Source organism: Pedobacter cryoconitis (assembly GCF_014200605.1).
GTDB lineage: Bacteria > Bacteroidota > Bacteroidia > Sphingobacteriales > Sphingobacteriaceae > Pedobacter > Pedobacter cryoconitis_B.
The window spans coordinates 1,117,016-1,137,038 of the sequence record NZ_JACHCE010000001.1 but is presented as its reverse complement, the minus strand read 5'-3'; the positions used below and the strand labels follow the sequence as shown (position 1 = coordinate 1,137,038).

Genomic DNA, 20,023 nt, shown 5'->3' with positions numbered 1-20,023 from the left:
CCACGTTCCACAGGATAAAAATCCTCACGAACGTGGTTCTTTTACAACAAACTAAACCCTAATTCAAAGTCCATTGACTACTCTCAGCAGTCGCATTAATACTGGTTGACTGTGCAAAACCACTCTGATTTTCCAGATTCAGGTAAGTGCCCTTCCATTCACTCTTGATTCTTTTAAAACCATTAGAATCTTCAATCACCCAGTAACTGCTGTAAAAAGTATCAGGAATTACTGAACTCTCCGCATAACTATACAAATGCTCAATATTCAGGTAATGACCTGTACTCACATTCTTGATCCGGGTATGTCCGTTTACCTGCTCTAAAGACCATTTAGCACGGGCATCCGTATTAGAAGAGCCGTATTTAACCTGTCCGTTATCTTCAAACAAAAAAGTATTTAACCATTTGTTTTTGATTGTAATCCCTGTTCCTGCAGGTGGTTGCGGCGTAGTTCCTCCGCCAATGCTATTCAGTATACTTTCAGCATTGCTGACCTGTTGTTCAGCAAAATAATTAAAAGCCTGGTTAAGCTGCTGCTGAATACCAGAATTCCCTTTATATTGTTTACGATACTGATATAAACGGTAAATCTGTTCCAGTTCATGCTGACCATAAGATACCCCAAGCTTTTGCTGCATGGTGGTCAGGAAACCATAACCAAATTCGGCTGTAGGTTCAATCATAGTCCCCTCTCCGTAGTCATTCCAGGTTGCAAACTGAATGATCCCTACACTAGAAGCCAATGCTTTATCGAGCAGAGAGGAGAAAGTACCCGTGCCATTATAAGCAATCTGCCAGGTTGGCCCGTCGGCTCCCCCGGCCTGATAAAAAGATTTAAAACCAGGATAAACCACACCAATCGAAATTGGAAAATTAGCCGCCTGCGCATAATAATTGTTAACCACTGTAGGATGATCCTGATAAATCCATGGAAATTCACCGCCTGCATTGTTTGCCCCTACCTGATTTGTATTTCCATACAATGGAATCACCTTTGGTTTAGGGTTCAGACCGGTAAGGATCTGGTTCCATTCTGCAGGCTGATGAAAAGTAATCGGCCCAAAATTTAAGACTACAGGTACATTATTCACTTTCAGATAATTGCTCTGATTAAAGTAATTATTCTGCATATATATAAAATCACCATTAGCTCCGCTGGTTTGTCCGGCATCCCAGTTCCGGTCTTCCTGAACGATACTGAATTGTAATCCTAATGCATTTAGCTTAGCAATCAATGAATTAGAATTTGCCAGATTATCCGGATAATCATAACGTACCCTTGTACCCGGCCAGTCGATCATTACCCCGTCCACCCCCGAATACTTCATCAGCAATAACTGATACTCAATAATATCAGGGTCTCCCGATGCATAAGGCCCGGTTTGGGGATAAGCATAAGCTGCGATCTGACGTTTACCATTCACAATCACATCCGGATTTTGTGTGTTCATTTTCCAGTGATAACCCCATGCGCCTTTAGAATCCGGGGTTTCGAACCAAGGCATCCAGTGCATAAAGATTTTCTTGGAAGTAGACTTTGAGATTGCATTCGCTGCCGTGAGCGATTTCGTTTGATTTGCACCCGGTTCATCTTGCTGTTGAGGTGCCGACTTCTTACAGCCCAGCAAGGCCATAACTGCCAGTAAGCAGATAGTTAATTTTTTCATAAGGAGAATATTTGGTTAATATATCCTGAGCATCAAATAGCTTCAGACATTTCTACAAATGACAGCAGTATATTCAACTAATTAAAGGAATCTCAGCTTCGCAGGAAATAATATAAATCTACTTTCAAAAAAAAACAAAATAATCAACTCATAATCAATCATTTAAACCAACAAAAAACACCAACAACACATTGAAGAATATAAATCTGAATTGCCCCCCCGGATAGAAATAAGCCCACAAAAAAAAGAATTAAACAAATAATTTATCAAAACCGAAATGCCCGGACAGCTATTTAGCTGGTTATGTATAAATGATTAATATATTAGCGCATTGCTTTAATCCAAGAAGCAGTAAAACAGAAAAAACCAATTATAAGCTTAACTCTCTTTAAACAGTATGAAATCCCTGGTACTTAATTTATTTTTATTATTTATCGGCTGCCTTAGCTGTGCTGCCCAGTCTCATGAAGGGGAGATAGAAAAACTTAAGCTGGTTCTAAATGACAAAGCTCATTTTGACACGCAAAAACAAAAACGTATAGATCAGCTGAAAGCTGCACTCGATAGAGATCCTGAACTGGATCTAAATGCAAAATATCTCATTTATCTAAAATTATATAATGAATACAAATCCTTTAAATACGATAAGGCCTTTTATTACGCTCATCAATTACAAAAGGTAAGTAACCAGTTAAAAGATCCGGCAAAAATTGCCTATGCCAAATTAAAGCTAGGCTTCATCCTGCTTTCTTCCGGTATGTTTAAAGAAACCTTTGACTCACTCAGTACATTAAGGATCAAACATTTACCAGATTCAGTAAAAAGAGAATATTACTTTCTCACCGCAAGAACTTATTATGATCTGGCCGATTTCGATAAAGATGATTATTATACAAGGATTTATAATACAAAGGCCAGTTTATATGTCGACTCTGCTATCCGGCTTTGCGATATCCATGCTTTTGATTATACCTATTACAGCGGATTAAAATTGATTAAAGCAGGTGACCTCAATAATGCAATCCTCAAATTGAAATCCCTCATCAGCAGCAATAAACTTTCTGAGCATCAGTACGCCATTGCAACTTCTACGCTGAGCGATATATATATTCAAAATAATAACCCCGGTATAGCGATCTCCCTTTTAGTAGAAGCCTCTATCGCTGACATCAAATCATCTACTAAAGAAGCCGCAGCCATGCTAAATCTGGCACAGCTGCTAAATAAAAGAAGTAATATACAAGATGCCTATCTTTTTATCAGAGAAGCAATGGATGATGCCGTTTATTATGGTGCAAGACAGCGTAAAGTACAGGTAAGTGCTATTTTACCCGTCATTGCCAGTGCCAGGATCTTACATGAACAGGAACAAAAAAGGATGTTGTTCTTTTACTCTTCCCTGTTAACCCTTCTTTCTATCACTATTATCGTTTTTGCTGTAATCATTTATAAACAGCTGAAAAAGATTAAAGCGTCAGATAAACTGATCGTCCGGTCCAATGCCGAATTAAGGCTGACTATAGAAAAACTAAATGAGGCCGAAAAAATCAAAGAAGAATATATAGGCTATTATCTGAATGTGATCTCTGATCATATGAACAAACTGGAAAAGATCAAGTTTTCTATTGAACAAAGACTAACCACTAAAAAGTTTGATGAGATCAAAATACTGGTTGGCAATATCAATCTGAAAAAAGAAAGGGAAGAGTTGTTCAGTAATTTTGATAAAGCATTCCTGAAGCTCTTCCCTAATTTCGTGACCGAATTTAACGCGCTCTTCCCCGCAGAACATCAGGTAAAACTTTTACAGCATCAATTACTAAATACAGATCTGAGAATTTTTGCCCTGATTCGTTTAGGGGTAAATGACACCGATAAGGTAGCCCGTATCCTGGAATATTCTTTAAGTACGATTTATAATTACCGCACAAGGATCAAGAATAAATCTAATAATCCAGACGGTTTTGAGGCTGCAATTATGGCAATCAGGGCAGTATAAACGCGCTTCTTTTTTGTATTTACTTTATATTTTTCGCGTTTACACAATATATCAAAACACTGATATACAAAATATTAAACCAAAAACAAGTCCATATTTCTTTATATTCTGATTTGAACGCTTGTCACAGCGTAAATAAACTTCTCTCTTTGAATTGCCAGAAACTTCATACCGCATGAATAACTCTGGCGCGCCAAACCAAATATAAACAACATTCATGGACGTTACTCAGGACATAAATAATCTGTCTGGCCTTCCCGGCTATTGGTCGTCCGCGTAAATACAAATTACACGACAAAAATCAACGCTCAAAATCTATTCAAACATCCAAAAACCAAACCAAATGTATCACAAACAATTACTTAAAAATCTATTTTTAGGCCTTTTCGTATTGCTCTGTAGTTTTACCGCCATAGCTCAGGACATCACTGTGTCCGGTAAAGTAACAGACGAAAACCGGCAGCCGCTTACCGGGGCGACCATACAGATCAAAGGCACAAAAAAAGGGACCAATGCAGATGTTAACGGGAATTATTCTATTGCTGCAGCTCCGGGTGATATCCTTATTTTCTCCATCATTGGTTATACCAAAATTGAAGAACCTGTTAACAAACGCACTACGGTCAATATTCAGCTTATACCCGATCAGCAATCCCTGAATGAAGTCGTGGTAGTTGGTTACGGTACACAAAAACGTAAAGACATTACCGGTTCTGTCGGATCAGTTAAAGGTGATATCTTTAAAAATCAGCCGATCACCAATCCAACCGAAGCTCTTCAGGGCCGTATAGCCGGGGTAGACGTGGTCAAAAGCTCTGGTGCACCAGATGCAACACCTACCATTGTGATCAGAGGATTAGCTTCCCTGAACCAGCCTAATCCTTTATACATTGTTGATGGGGTCCGCGTGCCGGACGGTAACAATATCAACGTACAGGATATAGCGACTATAGACGTTTTAAAAGATGCCAGTTCTGCTGCTATTTATGGTGCAGCTGCAGCCGGCGGGGTTATTGTGATTACCACTAAAAAAGGAACCAGCAGTACCCCTACCATTAACTTTAGCGCCCGCTATGGAATAACGCAGCCTAAACTGGTCAAACTGCTTAATAAAAGCGACTTCATCAGATTAGAAGACATCATCAACCCCACTTATTTTAAAAACACAGACGGTACGCCAAAAGCAGGTATAGATACACTGGCCAACAGCGATTGGGTAAAAGCATTGTATAGAAATGCTTATGAGCAGAATTATAACCTTTCCATTGCTGGTGCCACCCCCACCCTGAATTATCTCGTTTCTGGTTTTTACAATAAACAGAAAGGTATTTATATCAATAACTACTCAAACATTGCAGGTGCAAGGATCAACACAGATTACCAGTTAGCTAAATGGCTGAAAGTAGGTGAGCAATTAGCACTCTCCCAAAGAGTAACAGCCCCTCCGGTAGGCAGTGAAGCACAATTACACAATGCCCCCTTCCGTACTTTACCTATTATCCCTATCGTGGACAAAAACGGGCAGTTTGGTGTCGTTCCCAACGGATATGGTCAGATCTCTCAGTTTGGAGGTTCCAACCCGGTAGGTACCGCTAGTTTTGCAACTGCAATTACCCACAAAAACAATTTGCAATCCAATGTTTATGCCGACATCACTTTACCGCTGGGCTTTAGCTTCAGAAGCAGTTTCAGTTATAACTATTATCTGGAAAATGGTGATTTCTTCCAGGATGCCTATACCATTGGTAAAATCTCATTAAGCAATAACTCGCTCAATAAATACTTCATTGAAAGTACACAGACTTTAAGCAATTATGTATTAAGCTGGAACCGCAGTTTCGGAAAACATAATCTCAATGCTATAGCCGGGTATGAGCAGATTTCCAATAAATACAATAACGTAAACGCTTCGCAGACCTCCATCGGTTTACCAGGTTATTCCTTTATTCAGACTTCTGCTTCCAACCAGTTCATTACCGGTAAAAATGATCAGAACGGGCTAATCAAATCAAAATTTGCACGTGTAAATTACAATTTTGACAGCCGCTATTATCTATCCGGATCTATCCGTCAGGATGCTAATTTCACCGTATTTGGCCCGAATAAACAAAAAGGGGTTTTCCCTGCAGCATCAGCCGGATGGAATATTAGTGAAGAACCTTTCTTTAAAACATTAATCCCTGCAATCAGTGGTTTAAAACTTCGTGGAAGTTACGGTGAACTGGGGAACAGTAACATACAGCAATATTTATACAATTCATCTTACTCTCAATTCCAGGCATCCAATGGTATTGCCTCTGGTGCCCAGAATTTTTCGCCAAATGGCCCGCTGCTGATTGGTACCTCAACCAATGCAATTTCCAATCCTAACCTGCATTGGGAAACCGTAAGAGAAACCAATATTGGTATTGATGGTGACGCACTGCACAGTAAGCTATATTTCACTGTAGAATATTATAACAAAAACACAGTTGATATGCTTTATAATATCAAATTACCTTTAAGCACAGGTTTTACAAGTCCGTTTATTGACAATGTAGGTAAAGTAAACAGCAAAGGTTTTGATTTCCTGGTTGGCTTCCGTAATTCAGATCACAAATTTGGCTACGACATCAGTATTTCTGCCGGTTTGAATAAAAACAAAGTTGTTAGCCTGAGCGGTGCTGCTACAGATGCTATTTATGATGGCTATAATTATTACAATATCGGAGATGCCGGATTCAATATCATGCCTAATCAAACCCTGACCATTACCAAAGCAGGTTTACCATTCGGTTCTTTTTATGGCTATAAATCTTTAGGTATTTTCAAAAGTGATGCAGAAGCCGCGGCCAGTGCACAAAAAGGGACTGCCCGTGCAGGAGACCTGATTTTTGAAGACATTAACCACGACGGTAAAATTGATGACAATGACAGACAAGTCATCGGAAACCCTAATCCGAAACTGATCTATGGTATTAGTGCACGTTTTACCTACAAAGGTTTTGATGCCTCCTTTCTGTTCAATGGTGTAGCAGGTGTTGATATTTTTAACGGAGTGAAAGCTTATGAACAGTATCCTTTTGCAGATGGAAATACAACAAATAAAGTCTTTGGAAACTCATTCCTGGGTTCAAATGGCTTAACCTCACAACCCCGTTTAGGCGTCTTAAATCCTGATGGCACATTCACACTCGATCCGAATAAAAACTATACCTCAGTAAACAGTTATTTTGTGGAGAATGGCAGTTATCTGAAATTAAAGAACCTTCAGATCGGCTATACTTTCTCCAGCAGTACGCTTCAAAAAATCAAGATCAAAAATGCAAGGGTATTTATTATGGGCAATAACCTGTTCACGATTACCAAATATACAGGTCTTGATCCTGAGCTGGGAAGCGCTGCATCGGCCGGAAATCAATATACAGGTAACACCACCCGCGGCATTGATGCAGTATCACAATATCCGCAGACCAGAATCTACTCTATTGGTTTAGATGTAACTTTTTAATTCATGCTAAAAATTACGAAAATGTTCAAAAAACTATATATCCCCCTGCTTGCAATCGCTTTATTTATCGGTTGTAAGAAAGACCTGCTGAATGCCAGTGATCCTTCAGTTTATTCAAACAGTAACTATCCGGCCACTATAAATGACCTGCAAAGTATACTGGTCCCCTGCTATTCCAATTTACGTGATCAGAACCTGTTCGGCTTTCATTTCTTACCCAAAGCATTATCTAATGCGACCCATACCGCCAACTCTGCCTATGGTGGTGATCAGTCCTGGAACGAAATGGCCAATACCAATCTGACTTCTACCAATCAGTATTCTACTGAGGCTTATACCTCTTTATATACAGGTATTAAGAACTGTAATGTAACCCTGGCAGGTGCCGATTCATTTGCGGCTAAATATGCTAAGGCAGAGGATAAACAGAATATTGATTATATCCGCGGACAAGCTTACTTTTTACGTGCCTACTATTATTTCCAGCTGGAAAGCCTGTTTGGCGAAAGTTATATTACAGCTACAGGCGGCACTGATAAAATGGGTGTACCAATTTATGATGGTGTACCTAAAGACCTGGCCAGTACACAAATTGCACGTTCTTCGGCAAGGGCAGTATGGGACTTCATCGCAAATGACCTGAAACAAGCTGCGACCCTGTTAAAAGGGAAAGTATGGACAGGGGTCGATGTTGGCCGTGTCACCGAGTGGTCAGCTAAAGGTCTACTGGGTAAGTCTTACGTATTTACACAAGACTGGCAAAATGCCAGAACAACTTTACTGGACGTGATTCAGAATAGTGGAAAAACCCTGATGCCTTTCTCTAAATATCAGGATGCTTTTAATGGGAACAGCGCCAATGAATTCAATGAAGAATCGCTGTTTGAACTGAATGTAGATCCTGATGCTAAAGGGAATGATTATGGTATTTATGGAGGAAAAGCAGCAAATGCGACAACAATTAACGGATTAATCTGGTCTCCGTGGGCTTTAGGAAATGATGGAACCGAAGGGGCAGCCAGTTCTTTAGGTTATGGTAATGAGATTGTACACGATCAGAATGTTTTACGTTTTGGTTTTAATATTGGCACTTATAACCTGGTTAACAATCCAAACTTTGATGCTTCAAAATCACCTTCGTTCAACAACCCTAAACAGGTTATGGATCCGGTTTATAAACAAAAAGCCATTCAGGCACGTGCAAACAAAACCATTGACCCGCGTTTATTTGTCAACGCCTTACAACCATGGGTAGATGTAGTTAAACCTGATGGTCTGACTGTTTATCCGGCATCAAAACCAAATTTCTATGCTGGTAAACCAGAAACTTATGGTTTCAGTTTCAAGAAATATGCGCCTACCCAGTATAATGAGAATAATAACGGGCCGGCTGATGCCTGGAATTATTACCTGTTGCGCATGGCCGATGTCTATTTATTATATGCAGAAGCCTGCAAAAACACAGGTGATATTACTAATGCAGTGGAGTATCTGAACAAAGTAAAACGTCGTGCCTATGACTATCCAATCAACTCGGCTTCACCAGTTGATTACCTTTCACTGAATGACAAAACATCAGCCATTAACGATCCGGTATTAGGAAACAACCCGCTTTATTATGAGCGCTGGGCAGAATTATTTAACGAAGGACACTGGTGGTATGATGTATGCCGCTGGAAAATCGGTAAATCTGAAGCTACCTATTTCGGTACAGCCCTGAATCTGAACGGGCCTATCCAATGGGATGATTCCAAATCCTATACCTGGCCTATCCCACTGGCTGAAATTAATAGTAACAGTAAAATCAAACAAAACCCTGGTTATTAAGCCCTATCCAAATGAAAAAAGTATTTGCCTATATCGTCGCGCTGTCCTTCTTTAATGTAGCTTATGCACAGGAAAAATCACCTGTGAGTGTCACCATGAATAAAGTAAAACTGGAATTCATGGTAGACCAGGCTGGTCAACCAGCCTATGCCCTGTTTTACAATCAAAAACCCGCTCTTAAAAAATCATTCCTGGGTTTCTCTTTAGCCGATGACAGTACTTTTTATAAAGGCTTTAAACTGATAGGTACAGCTAAAAAACAGGTGGACGAAAACTGGAAACCTGTTTGGGGTGAAGTTAGCACCATCCGTAATCACTATGAAGAGCTCACAGTTCATTTACAGCAGCAAAGCGGCCTGCAAAGAAAACTGGATATTATATTCAGGGTTTTTGAAGACGGTGTAGGTTTCCGCTATGAATTCCCTAAACAGGAGAACCTGAATTATTTTATTGTCACAGATGAGCACACTGAATTCACCCTGACAGGCGATCATAAGTCCTTTTGGATTCCTGGTGATTATGATAGCAATGAATACATCTATACCACTTCCAAAATCAGTGGTATAGATAATCAGCCTGTGGTCAATGCGGCTACGGATATTGCCGTGAGGACCGCACCAGACCGTTATTCAGTACAAACACCATTGATGTTAAAAAGTGATGATGGCTTATACATCAATATCCATGAGGCAGCATTGCTGAATTATCCTGCGATGCAATTGCATGCAGACCGGGGGACTTATAAATTGACCGCCAGCCTGGTACCCGATGCTGTAGGGAATAAAGCTTATCTGAATGCCCCATGCCATACCCCCTGGCGGACCATTATCCTGAGTGATAAAGCAACTGATATTCTGTCTTCTAAATTGATCCTGAACCTGAACGATCCATCCCTGATTGAAAATACAAGCTGGATTAAACCCATGAAATTTGTGGGGGTCTGGTGGGAAATGCAGATTGGTAAAAGTACCTGGAGTTATGCAAAAAACAGAGATGATAAAGATGCAGATGGAAAACTGATCCCAAGCGGCTTACATGGTGCAAATACACAAAATGTAAAACGGTATATAGATTTTGCTGCTAAAAACAATATTCAGGCCGTACTGGTTGAAGGCTGGAATACCGGCTGGGAAGATTGGTTTGGGAACTGGAAAGAGAATGTATTTGATTTTGTAACACCTTACCCCGATTTTGATATCAAAGGGATTAGTGATTATGCTGCTGCTAAGGGCATAAAAATGATCATGCACAATGAAACATCCGGCTCTGCAACCAACTACGAACGCCAGCTGGATACTGCTTACCGTTTGATGAATAAATATGGTTACCCTGCTGTAAAGACTGGTTATGTAGGGAAAATTATTCCAAGAGGTGAACATCATGACGGACAATGGATGGTACAGCATTATGCCAGGGTAGCACAAAAAGCTGCTGATCATCTGGTAATGTTAGATGCACATGAACCGAACAGGCCAACCGGATTACAGCGCACCTATCCCAACTGGATGGCCTCCGAATCTGGCAGAGGAAATGAATACAATGCTTTCAGCACAGGTAATCCGCCTGCACATGAAACCATTCTTCCTTTTACCAGATTAATGGGCGGGCCAATGGATTATACCCCGGGTATTTTTAAATTGAAAGGTTATGCGCCCGGTAATGCAGGCAGACAGCTACATACCACATTAGCTAAACAGCTGGCGCTGTATGTTACGCTTTACAGCCCTTTACAAATGGCTGCCGATCTACCCGAAAACTATGAGGCACATCCTGATGCTTTTCAATTTATCAGTGATGTAGCAGTGGATTGGGATGATACTAAAATACTGGAAGCCGAACCGGGAGATTACCTGACGATTGCCCGTAAAGCAAAAGGCACCGGAGACTGGTTTTTAGGTGCAATTACCAATGAAAACCGCCGTACAACTTCTTTAAACCTTAACTTTTTGGAGAAAGGAAAAAGCTATGACGCTACAATTTATATGGATGCCCCAAATGCAGACTGGAAGACAAACCCGGAAGCTTATCAGCTTAAAAAAATGAAAGTAACCAGCAGTACAAAACTGAATTTAAAACTGGCCGCCGGAGGCGGTGCTGCACTCAGTATAAAGTTATCAAAGTAAATAAACAAAGTCTGTTAACTAATAACATTCAATCAGATTAGTAATTAAACCTTCAAGAGACCTTGAAGGTTTAATTACATAAGCTCTTTCATGACATTTCATTTTCAAAAACAACAGTTCTGTTAGGCACCAGCGAATCGTCACTTAATGGTAAAGTAGCTAAGATCGATCTGTTAAGCATATCAATTCTGACTAAAACTTTTAATTTTGAATTGTGCTTTACAATTTCACAGATGAGTCCCTTAAAAGGGCCTTTATTTACAACAACCTTTTCACCAGGTTCAAATATATTAGAGAAGACCTCTACGCTATCTCCATAGGAAGAAATTATCTTTAATTCTTCAATTAAACTTTCCCTTACCATACTGATTTCTTTACCCGATTTGATAACGTACAATGCTCCATCTGTACTTAAGGCATCAAAGAGTTGCTCCTTATAATCGATTTTAACAAAGAGATAAGAGGGAAAAAGTGGAGAATCAATAATTTTCTTTCTGTCACTCCATTGTTTTAAAAGTTTTACTGTTGGCAGAAAAACAGCTATTCCTTTACGTTTTAATTCATTTGCAATTTTCTTCTCGAAATTTGTCCTGGTGTACAAAACACACCAAAACGATCGGATGTTTATCATATTTTATTAATTTATAGGTGTAAAAACAAGATGCAATTTTATACGAACAAAACAAAACTGCACACAACTACATAATCAACAGGTAGTTGAAAAAAAATTACAAAAAAAACAGGTTTTAGCTCAGCACATCACTGAGGAAAAGAAGAAATCGCCCTCTACATTAAGGAAACCGCGTGCCAAAATATGTCAATTAAAAACTTTATCATAAAAACATGATCAGGGAGACACTAAAAAATTTTTTAATAAAAAAAACGACACTTCAATTTATTTATAATTAATAATTAAAAAACATTACGTAATTTACACATGCATAATGTTTATTAATTTACAGCAATGATATTATAAGGCAAATAAAAAATATTACAATCTCCCTATGATGAAGGAAATAAAATGTTACATTATTGATGACAATCAGGATGCCATTGATATTTTGGCAAGTTATATTGAAAAAACTCCAGGATTAGAATTATTAGGCGGTCAGCTTAATCCATTAACCGCTTTAAATTATATTGAACGTAAACTGATTATTCCAGATATCACCTTTGTGGATATTAACATGCCCGAAATTAACGGAATAGAACTGGCAGAATTAATAGAAGAATATACAAACATTATATTCTATTCATCGTTTACAAATTATGCTATTTCTGCTTTTGAAACTACCGCATTAGATTTTTTAGCCAAGCCACTCAGTTATAACAGGTTTTTAAAATCTGTAGAAAAGATAAAGAAAACACAGGTAGACACCGACCCCAATACTTCTTTTTTCCTTAAAAATCTAAAAGGAAAGGCAGCTTCAACTTTTCAAATCAATTTTCAGGAAATTATATATATAAAGGCTCTTGGTAATTACATACAGATAAAAACGTCGGCAGAAAATCTTCATACTATTTATATGACCTTAAAATCTGCCAATGAAAATTTGCCAAAACAAGATTTTTGCCGTATCAGTAAATCGTATATCGTCAATCTTAAACATATAGAGATTATTAAGGACAAGGTTGTGATCATGAAAGACACCTCAAAACTAAACTTATCAGACAATTTTAAAAGAGAATTTACTCAGCAAATCAATGCCTGGTCAATAGGTTAAAACAAAAGGGCAGTTCAGGACAATTACAAATCGCAATCAGCATCCGAATATTCTGGCACACCTATAAATTTAAGTAATGCTTTGGCCAGTACACGGCTCGGATCAATTAAAGGACATGTACCTATAAAGGTCTCTGTTAAAGCGATAGAAATTTCAGAACAACCTAAAATAATAATCTCGGCCCCCCTGTTAATCAACTCGTCACATGATCTCATCAATATATCTCTGGCTTCCTGAGTCACAGGAGAAGACACCGCTTTTATTCCGAACAAAGGATTATAAATTGCCTCATGGATTTTATCCTGATGTTGAAGATTCTCTACTTCTAATACTTCAAAACCATATTTATTTAATACTGTCTTATAAATCCCGGTTCTTAGCGTCCCGGTAGTAGATAGTACTCCTATTTTCTGATATTTATGTTCATTTAAAAGGGAAACTGCCGTTTCTTCTACCATATCCAGAACCTTCAGGTAACTTCCAGACCTCTTTAGCTCTGCACGTATCAGGTTAAAGATTAATGGAGCATGTGCAGTATTACATGGTATCCCTGCAACAACTGCCCCTGCTTTTTCCAATTGCAGAAGAATTTTACTAATAGGTACTCCGGGATTTACGTTTTCATTTCCAATAAGAAATTCAGTTCGGTCCGGAATTAAATCCGGAAGAGATAAGAGTACAACCTGTACATGTTCCTGATCTTTATGAGCAGGGGTTTCTTCAATTATTTTTCTTACCAGATCAACTCCTGCCAAAGGGCCTACGCCGCCAACTATACCAATCATATATTTATTTGATTAATGTACTGAAAACTAAATCCCTCTTCAGTTCAAGAGAGACCTCTTATTTAATTGTATATCAATTATTCATTTCCTCATTACTGACCAGAATATCATTATTTATAATTTTGATCAGTTCCTCCAGATCTTCATTAATAAAAAAGTGGCCTCCCTTAAAATAATGGAGCTTGAATAATTTAGTGGTACAATCCTCCCAGGCCTTTGCTGCTTTATGTGATATAGTTTCATTCTTGCCTAACAGGATAGAAATATTGCAGTTAAATGGAATTGGCTTCTGACCGGCAAAATCCGTCATTGCTAATCTGAAGTCGTTCCGGAGTAAAGGAAGAAAGATTTTGCATAAATCAGGTTCATCAAAAAAACCGGCAGGCGTGCCACCAAGTTTAATTACCGATCTGATGAAATCCTTATCATTTAAACCAGCGGTTTTATTCTTATTTTTCCTTTTCACAAAAGGAGATCCCAAACCAGAAAAAAACAGATGTTCGGGCATGTTTACATTTTCGTCCCTTATTTTCACCGTTAAGGCATAAGCTAATAAGGCACCTAAACTATGACCAAATAACACATAAGATCCATTTGAGATCTGCTCCTTTATTTTAGCATAAATATCATCTACAGCTTCTTCGATAGTGTTGTATAAAGGTTCATGAGATCTGGATCCTTTACCTGACAATTCAATTGGGATGAGCTCTATTCTCTCATCTAACAGCGTCTTCCATTTATAAAAAACCGCTGCAGTACCTCCTGCATAAGGTATACAAAAAAGTCTGAGTTTATCCATGCTTCAATTTTACTTTGCCATGGAAACTAATACCTTTCTATCACCGGTATACGAATTACGCCCATGCGCAACAATCTCGTTATCAACAACTAAAAACTCATTAATGTTCCAATCCGGATAGATAGTGACCGTCTCTATAGTTTTGTTTATTTCCTTAACAATCTCCTCACTGATCAATGTGTCATCGCCAAATTTTACATAGGTAGGGAATTCCGAAGCATCGTCATACATTAACTTTAATGCATCATAAAGATCTGCGGCCAATTGCGAAGGATGAAATTGATTGATTTGATTAAACCATACAGATTCATTAGAATTCCGATGCTGAATAATACCTTTTGTAGCGTAGATTATACTCAAACTATCATAATCATTCCATTGATAATCCACTCCATTACTACTACAGTATTTCTCTACTTGTTCTTTGTCCTGTGTTTCAAAAGTATCTTGCCATGATGGTCCCATTCCCATACCACCATGTAAATTGCGAATGTACTTTACGCCTTTTCTTCTTACTTCTTCTACAATTCCTTTGTCCATTGCGGCCAGTATTTCCCTGCTGTCAGCGAGAAGCGTTTCACCACCTGTTTCAGCAACGTCCAAACAAGTAAAATAAAGCTGGTTAGGCCATAAAGGAGAATAGGAAAGTTCATTATGCATTGTAATCACCTGACTCTTATCATACTCTGTAGAAGTATAAACATTAGAGGTTAATTTTGTACGCGGAGAGTTTCCATCGATATAATTGATAAATTTATCAGAGATCGAATTGGTAATCTGCTGGAAATCATCAATAGTTTGAAGTGGGACATTCTGGAATTTAACAGCCCCGTACTTTACTAATTCTTTTTCGATCATACCTCTGTTTTCATTATAAAACGCGATAAAGTTTTCAGATTGGCTTTGATTTAATGCAATAACATAGGGTAATAACATATTTCAAAAATTTTAAGTTTATGATGGTTTAAAAAGACAATGTTTTTTAAATACTACGCTCTTATTCAGACTACTTTTTAGCGGTAAGTAATTCCTTTTCACAACTGGCGATGTGAGTATCAATATTTCCGGAAGTAAACTTCAGGTTTCTGGCTGTTTTGAGATAGTCCAGTGCTTTGGCATAATTATGATGTGTCTGATATTCACTCATACCCAGAATATAAAGCATATAAGGCCATTTTTCATTATGCTTATACAATACCTCTGCTACGCTTTCGGCAGTAGCTTTATCACTTCTCATTAACCTGCTCACGAAATACTCAAAATCCTCCGGATCAAAAGAGGGTGTATCTTTTACAATGCGTCCTATTTCCTTTAAAAACTGATCTTTATCAGATTTCCTGTAGGCAATAGATAGAGAATTTAAAAACGCAAGATTTTTGAACTCTACATTGTTAAACCAGACATGAGCCGGAAGCTGTGTACTAATTTTATTAATCTCAGGACTTAACATAATCCCCAGTTCACTGTTTGTTAATAATATATATCCTCTTTTATTCTTAACAGAATAGAGCATATCAGCCTTAAATCCGGTATTGCTTCCTGAGAAGTTCACGAGTTGATCATCCGTGTTTTTTATTGTAAACAGACCATTTGCGATATAATAATCTGCACCAGGCTCGTTATACAATCTTTCTTTTGTGGTGAGCATATCAGTCACACTACGCTCAGATAATCGCGTTTTATCAAAAAAAGAAATTAGAAACTTCGCATATTCAGTTGAAGTGGTATGGATAGAAGATGCAGGAGATGGAACAGCCGAAATCCATTTTTCATTGCGTTTTCCAAATAAGTTATGGCCATAAGAGAAGTCCGGATTTTTATCAACCGAATCAAATTTCAATAATGTATATTTTAAATTAAGCGGGTCCAGAACTATCCTTTTCACATAACTCTCATAAGGTTCATTTAAAATTTTACTGATTACTTTTGCCAGATATTCAAAGCCCTCACCCGAATAATTGAACTTCTTACCTGGTTCTTCAATAATTTCAAGTACATCCTTGTTGTTATCTTCCTGCCAGTTTTCAATTCCAGAAGTATGTTGAAGAATCATCAGGGGTGTAATTAACCGATAACGGGGATCATGTGCCAGCCTGCTGTCTTCCAGGTACTGATACATTGGTTTATTCAAATCAATCAGCCCCTTTTCCCTGAGTATATAAGTAACATATACCAGATATGTTTTTGATAAAGAACAGGCTTCGAATATCGTATTGGAGTCAGCCACTACTTTATCATTAAAATTTTTATAACCATATGTATGGGAATACACGATCTTATTGTTTTCAATAATACTTAATGATGCACCAGGAATTCCAATACTATCCATCAAATACAGGATTTTATTATTGAATTTTTCAATGTTTATATCTTTTCCATTAGCAATAAACATATCAGGCTTCTGTGCACTCGTTTTGAGCGCTCCTAAGAAAAGAATACAACCTGTAAATAATGCAAAAAACTTAATTTTCATAGGATATCAGTTAAGGATTAACAATTTCAATTCTGTTTACTTCTTCTAATTTGCCTTCATTCATTTTGACTACTCTATCTGCTACATCAAAATAATGGTCATCATGCGTAATCGCTATGACGATTTTCCCTTGTGCTTTCATTTCAGGAAGAAGTTCTCTGTAAAAGAATTTGCGGTATTCAGGGTCCTGATCAGCAGCCCATTCATCAAATAAACAAATAGGAGAATCTTCCAGATAACATTGCAGTAAAGCCAGGCGTTTACGCTGCCCCCCCGAAAGATTAATCGTGCTGTATTTTCCATTTGTAATTTTCACCTTATGATCAAGATCTAAGGTTTTCAAATAATCATGAACTACAGAAGTATCGAAATCTTTGTTAAGGCTATATATTTTTTCAAACAGGTAAGTGGGACTAAAAATTGCTGAAAAATACTCTCCTATATCAAAAAATGGAATTTCTTCCTCATCAACTAAGGCCGTGCCAGAATCCGGTTTATATAAGCCTAAAAGTAATTTAGCCAAAGTTGTCTTTCCACTTCCATTACCGCCAATAATGAACAGAATTTCCCCTTTTTCCATAGACAGACTAATTGGACCAACTTCAAATGATTTACCTTGTTCTGTTCCTTTGTATTTAAACAGCAAATCCTTCACCTCAAACTTGTCACAAGTCTGTTTTTTCTGTATAGCAAAACTGTTTGAAACTGAAGAAACAGGAATCTCCTGAAAAAAGCTATTAATCCTGTTCCAGGCTATTTTAACTTTCATCAAATCAGGAATGGATGATAAAATACCATTTATAGGTCCAATCAGGTATAAGAGTATGATGACAAAGCTCGTTACCGTATATAAAGGAATATCATTAAACAATTTATGTAACCCGAAGGAGGAAAATCCTAATAAAATAACCAGCAAAGACTCACCAACCAGGAAAGCATTTACAAATCTGATATCAGCTATGGATTGCTTCTCATTGTAAATTCTGGCACTCCCTATCACATCGTCTCTATATTCCGATTTATGTGACCGGTGTAAACTGATCTCTTTAAACCCATCAATCATTCCGTTGAGTAAACCCATATATGTATTTCGTTCGTTCCTTCCTTCTTCGAAATATATGTTTGTACTTTTTGAAACCAGATAATATACTGTAGAAAGAATCACGATCAGAAAAATAATCAGAAATGCTGCCCAGAATGCAATTGATACTAAATAGACAAATGCTCCTATCACAGTGATTCCACTCGTAATCAAAAGTAAAAACGTATTTGTAGACTGCCCTATAGTGTTTACGTCATTATTTAAGACCGTATAAATCTTTCCACGGTCAATTTTTTCAAAGTGCTGAAAGGAGGTTGAAAATATCCTTTCTACTATTTTTTTAATCTGATCAAATATAAGATCACGCGAAAACAGGATCAATCTCGTTTGTACGAACTTACGGCCCAGTAAATAAACACCCAATAATAAAACGTAGTAAAAAATGATATACTTTAATGCGATATCTGATCCGATTACAGAAGTAACCATAATAACCAGTAATACATTTGCTAATCCTGAGAACACCGACAGCAGAAGTGTGGTTGGTACCGTATTCTTATAGTTGCTTTTGGCTGGAAAAGCCAGCAAAAACACATAGATAGCATAAGTTAGCGTAACAGCCAGTCCAATCACATAAACCAGAACAAGCAGACTGGAAGGTGCCCAGACAAATATCGCTTCCCAGGTAAAACCTGACATGGCCTCAGGAAAAAGATAAACCCCATAGACCAATGGAAGCCCGATAAATATAGCCGTCAGGATTTTATAAGTTTTCTTGAAATTAAAATCAAATTTTCTCTTTTGCTGTATAACTTCTATCAATGAAAATACCAAAAAGCTAAATAACGCGACGAAATACAATCCCGATAACACAATGACAATTGTAAAGGTCTTATCATTGTTATCATCTACTATTGCAGATGCCTTTTTCAGTTTTTTTCCAGATAAAAGCTGAAAAATATCCTTCCCAATAATAGGCGTATAAGGACTATTTGAATTGGCCAGAATAGCCACACCCACTTTATTTTTCGGATTAAAGCCAATATAGGAAGTGAAGTTCGGGTTATATCCGCCGTGCGTAATTTCACCCGTACCATCATATAACACCTCCCAACCCATGGCATAAGCAGCTTGATTACTCACGGGTACAGTTTCATCCCCTACCTGAGTAACCGCAGCCAGTTTATACAAATCAGAATTAACCATCCCTAACTGAAACTTCAGCCACTTACTTACATCAGCTATATCTGAGATTACATATCCAGCCGCATTATTTCCTTTAAAAACCGGTGCTTTATATTCTCTGGCTTCAAAAAAGCTTATTTTATAACCCGCAGACATGTTGCGTTCATCCAGTGGTGCCCCTATTGTTGTCGAATTCAGGTCTAAAGCCTGGAGGATATTCTTTTGTAAATAATCTTCAAATGCAGTATGGGTAACTACCTGTATCACCAGTGCAAGCACATCATAATTGATCGTCGCATATTCAAATTTCTCACCAGGCATATTGGATAATCCCTGACCAGTAAGCGTTTTTACGGTTTTCACCAGGGAACTACTTTCGTCGGACTGAGGTATTTTAGCAATACTGCTCCAGGGTATTCCACTCGTATGGTGTAACAGATTTCTCAGTGTAACTTTAACTGGCCGGCCTTTGTATTTAAAATTAAGCCAGGGCAGATAAACTTTAACTTCATTATCCAGGTTTATTGAACCATCTTCTACCAGCTTCATCACAGCCAATGCAGTAAATGCCTTACTGCATGATCCCAATTGGAACAAAGTATTAGAGGTAACTGGTATTTTATCCTTTAGATTTGAATACCCATAGTGTTTAATCAGTTGAGAATCCCCCTGAATAATGACGACGCTTAGCCCTGGGATATGTCCAAGGGCCATCTTTTTCTCTATTTCCTGATCCAGATAATCAGTTAAAGGATTTTCTTTTTTTTCTAGTGGAAAAGACTCAAAAGAAACAAGACAAAATAGTACAGACAATATCAAACTATACTTGTTGAAAAAATTCATTGTATAAGATGTTATACCAACAGGAAAGTTGATAGATAAGTTAAAATGATCATTTATAAGGAAA

Annotated in this window: 12 protein-coding genes; 5 read left to right on the top strand and 7 right to left on the bottom strand. The window is 37.8% G+C overall.

From position 1 onward, the window contains the following. Positions 1-58: 58 nt before the first annotated feature. Positions 59-1,669 (bottom strand): glycoside hydrolase family 71/99-like protein, encoded by a 1,611-nt coding sequence (locus tag HDE68_RS04965; protein WP_183879493.1) that lies wholly within the window; start codon positions 1,667-1,669, stop codon positions 59-61. A gap of 397 nt (positions 1,670-2,066) precedes the next feature. Between HDE68_RS04965 and HDE68_RS04960 the strand changes: the two genes are divergently transcribed. The 4 genes from HDE68_RS04960 to HDE68_RS04945 all read left to right on the top strand — a co-directional run bounded on the left by HDE68_RS04960 (position 2,067) and on the right by HDE68_RS04945 (position 11,108). After that, entirely contained in the window at positions 2,067-3,668 is a 1,602-nt protein-coding gene (locus tag HDE68_RS04960; RefSeq protein WP_260171618.1) for a DUF6377 domain-containing protein, read from the top strand. Positions 3,669-4,011: 343 nt separating this feature from the next. Then, entirely contained in the window at positions 4,012-7,158 is a 3,147-nt protein-coding gene (locus HDE68_RS04955) for a SusC/RagA family TonB-linked outer membrane protein (protein WP_183879491.1), read from the top strand. A gap of 21 nt (positions 7,159-7,179) precedes the next feature. Then, positions 7,180-8,985 (top strand): RagB/SusD family nutrient uptake outer membrane protein, encoded by a 1,806-nt coding sequence (locus tag HDE68_RS04950; RefSeq protein ID WP_183879489.1) that lies wholly within the window; start codon positions 7,180-7,182, stop codon positions 8,983-8,985. Positions 8,986-8,996: 11 nt separating this feature from the next. Next, complete coding sequence (locus HDE68_RS04945) at positions 8,997-11,108, top strand: glycoside hydrolase family 97 protein (RefSeq protein ID WP_183879487.1); 2,112 nt, start codon at positions 8,997-8,999, stop codon at positions 11,106-11,108. Positions 11,109-11,196: 88 nt separating this feature from the next. Here the strand turns inward: HDE68_RS04945 and HDE68_RS04940 are convergent, their stop codons facing one another. Then, positions 11,197-11,739, bottom strand: coding sequence for a UpxY family transcription antiterminator (locus HDE68_RS04940; RefSeq protein WP_183879485.1), 543 nt, complete (start codon positions 11,737-11,739; stop codon positions 11,197-11,199). Between the two features lie 373 nt (positions 11,740-12,112). Between HDE68_RS04940 and HDE68_RS04935 the strand changes: the two genes are divergently transcribed. Then, complete coding sequence (locus HDE68_RS04935; RefSeq protein WP_183879483.1) at positions 12,113-12,832, top strand: LytR/AlgR family response regulator transcription factor; 720 nt, start codon at positions 12,113-12,115, stop codon at positions 12,830-12,832. A 23-nt stretch (positions 12,833-12,855) separates the two neighbouring features. Here HDE68_RS04935 and HDE68_RS04930 read toward each other — a convergent pair whose 3' ends face one another. From HDE68_RS04930 to HDE68_RS04910, 5 genes are all read right to left on the bottom strand, one after another. Beyond that, complete coding sequence (locus HDE68_RS04930; RefSeq protein ID WP_183879481.1) at positions 12,856-13,617, bottom strand: aspartate/glutamate racemase family protein; 762 nt, start codon at positions 13,615-13,617, stop codon at positions 12,856-12,858. Positions 13,618-13,690: 73 nt separating this feature from the next. Beyond that, positions 13,691-14,416 (bottom strand): thioesterase II family protein, encoded by a 726-nt coding sequence (locus tag HDE68_RS04925; RefSeq protein WP_183879479.1) that lies wholly within the window; start codon positions 14,414-14,416, stop codon positions 13,691-13,693. A 9-nt stretch (positions 14,417-14,425) separates the two neighbouring features. Beyond that, on the bottom strand, positions 14,426-15,352 hold the full coding sequence (locus tag HDE68_RS04920) for a TauD/TfdA family dioxygenase (RefSeq protein ID WP_183879477.1): 927 nt from the start codon (positions 15,350-15,352) through the stop codon (positions 14,426-14,428). Positions 15,353-15,422: 70 nt separating this feature from the next. Next, the gene (locus tag HDE68_RS04915) at positions 15,423-16,889 is read right to left on the bottom strand and encodes a serine hydrolase domain-containing protein (RefSeq protein WP_183879475.1); all 1,467 of its coding nucleotides are present in this window, start codon (positions 16,887-16,889) and stop codon (positions 15,423-15,425) included. Positions 16,890-16,899: 10 nt separating this feature from the next. Beyond that, positions 16,900-19,959 carry a cyclic peptide export ABC transporter gene (locus HDE68_RS04910; protein ID WP_183879473.1) on the bottom strand — a complete coding sequence of 1,020 codons (3,060 nt, stop codon included), beginning with the start codon at positions 19,957-19,959 and terminating at the stop codon, positions 16,900-16,902. Positions 19,960-20,023: the final 64 nt, after the last annotated feature.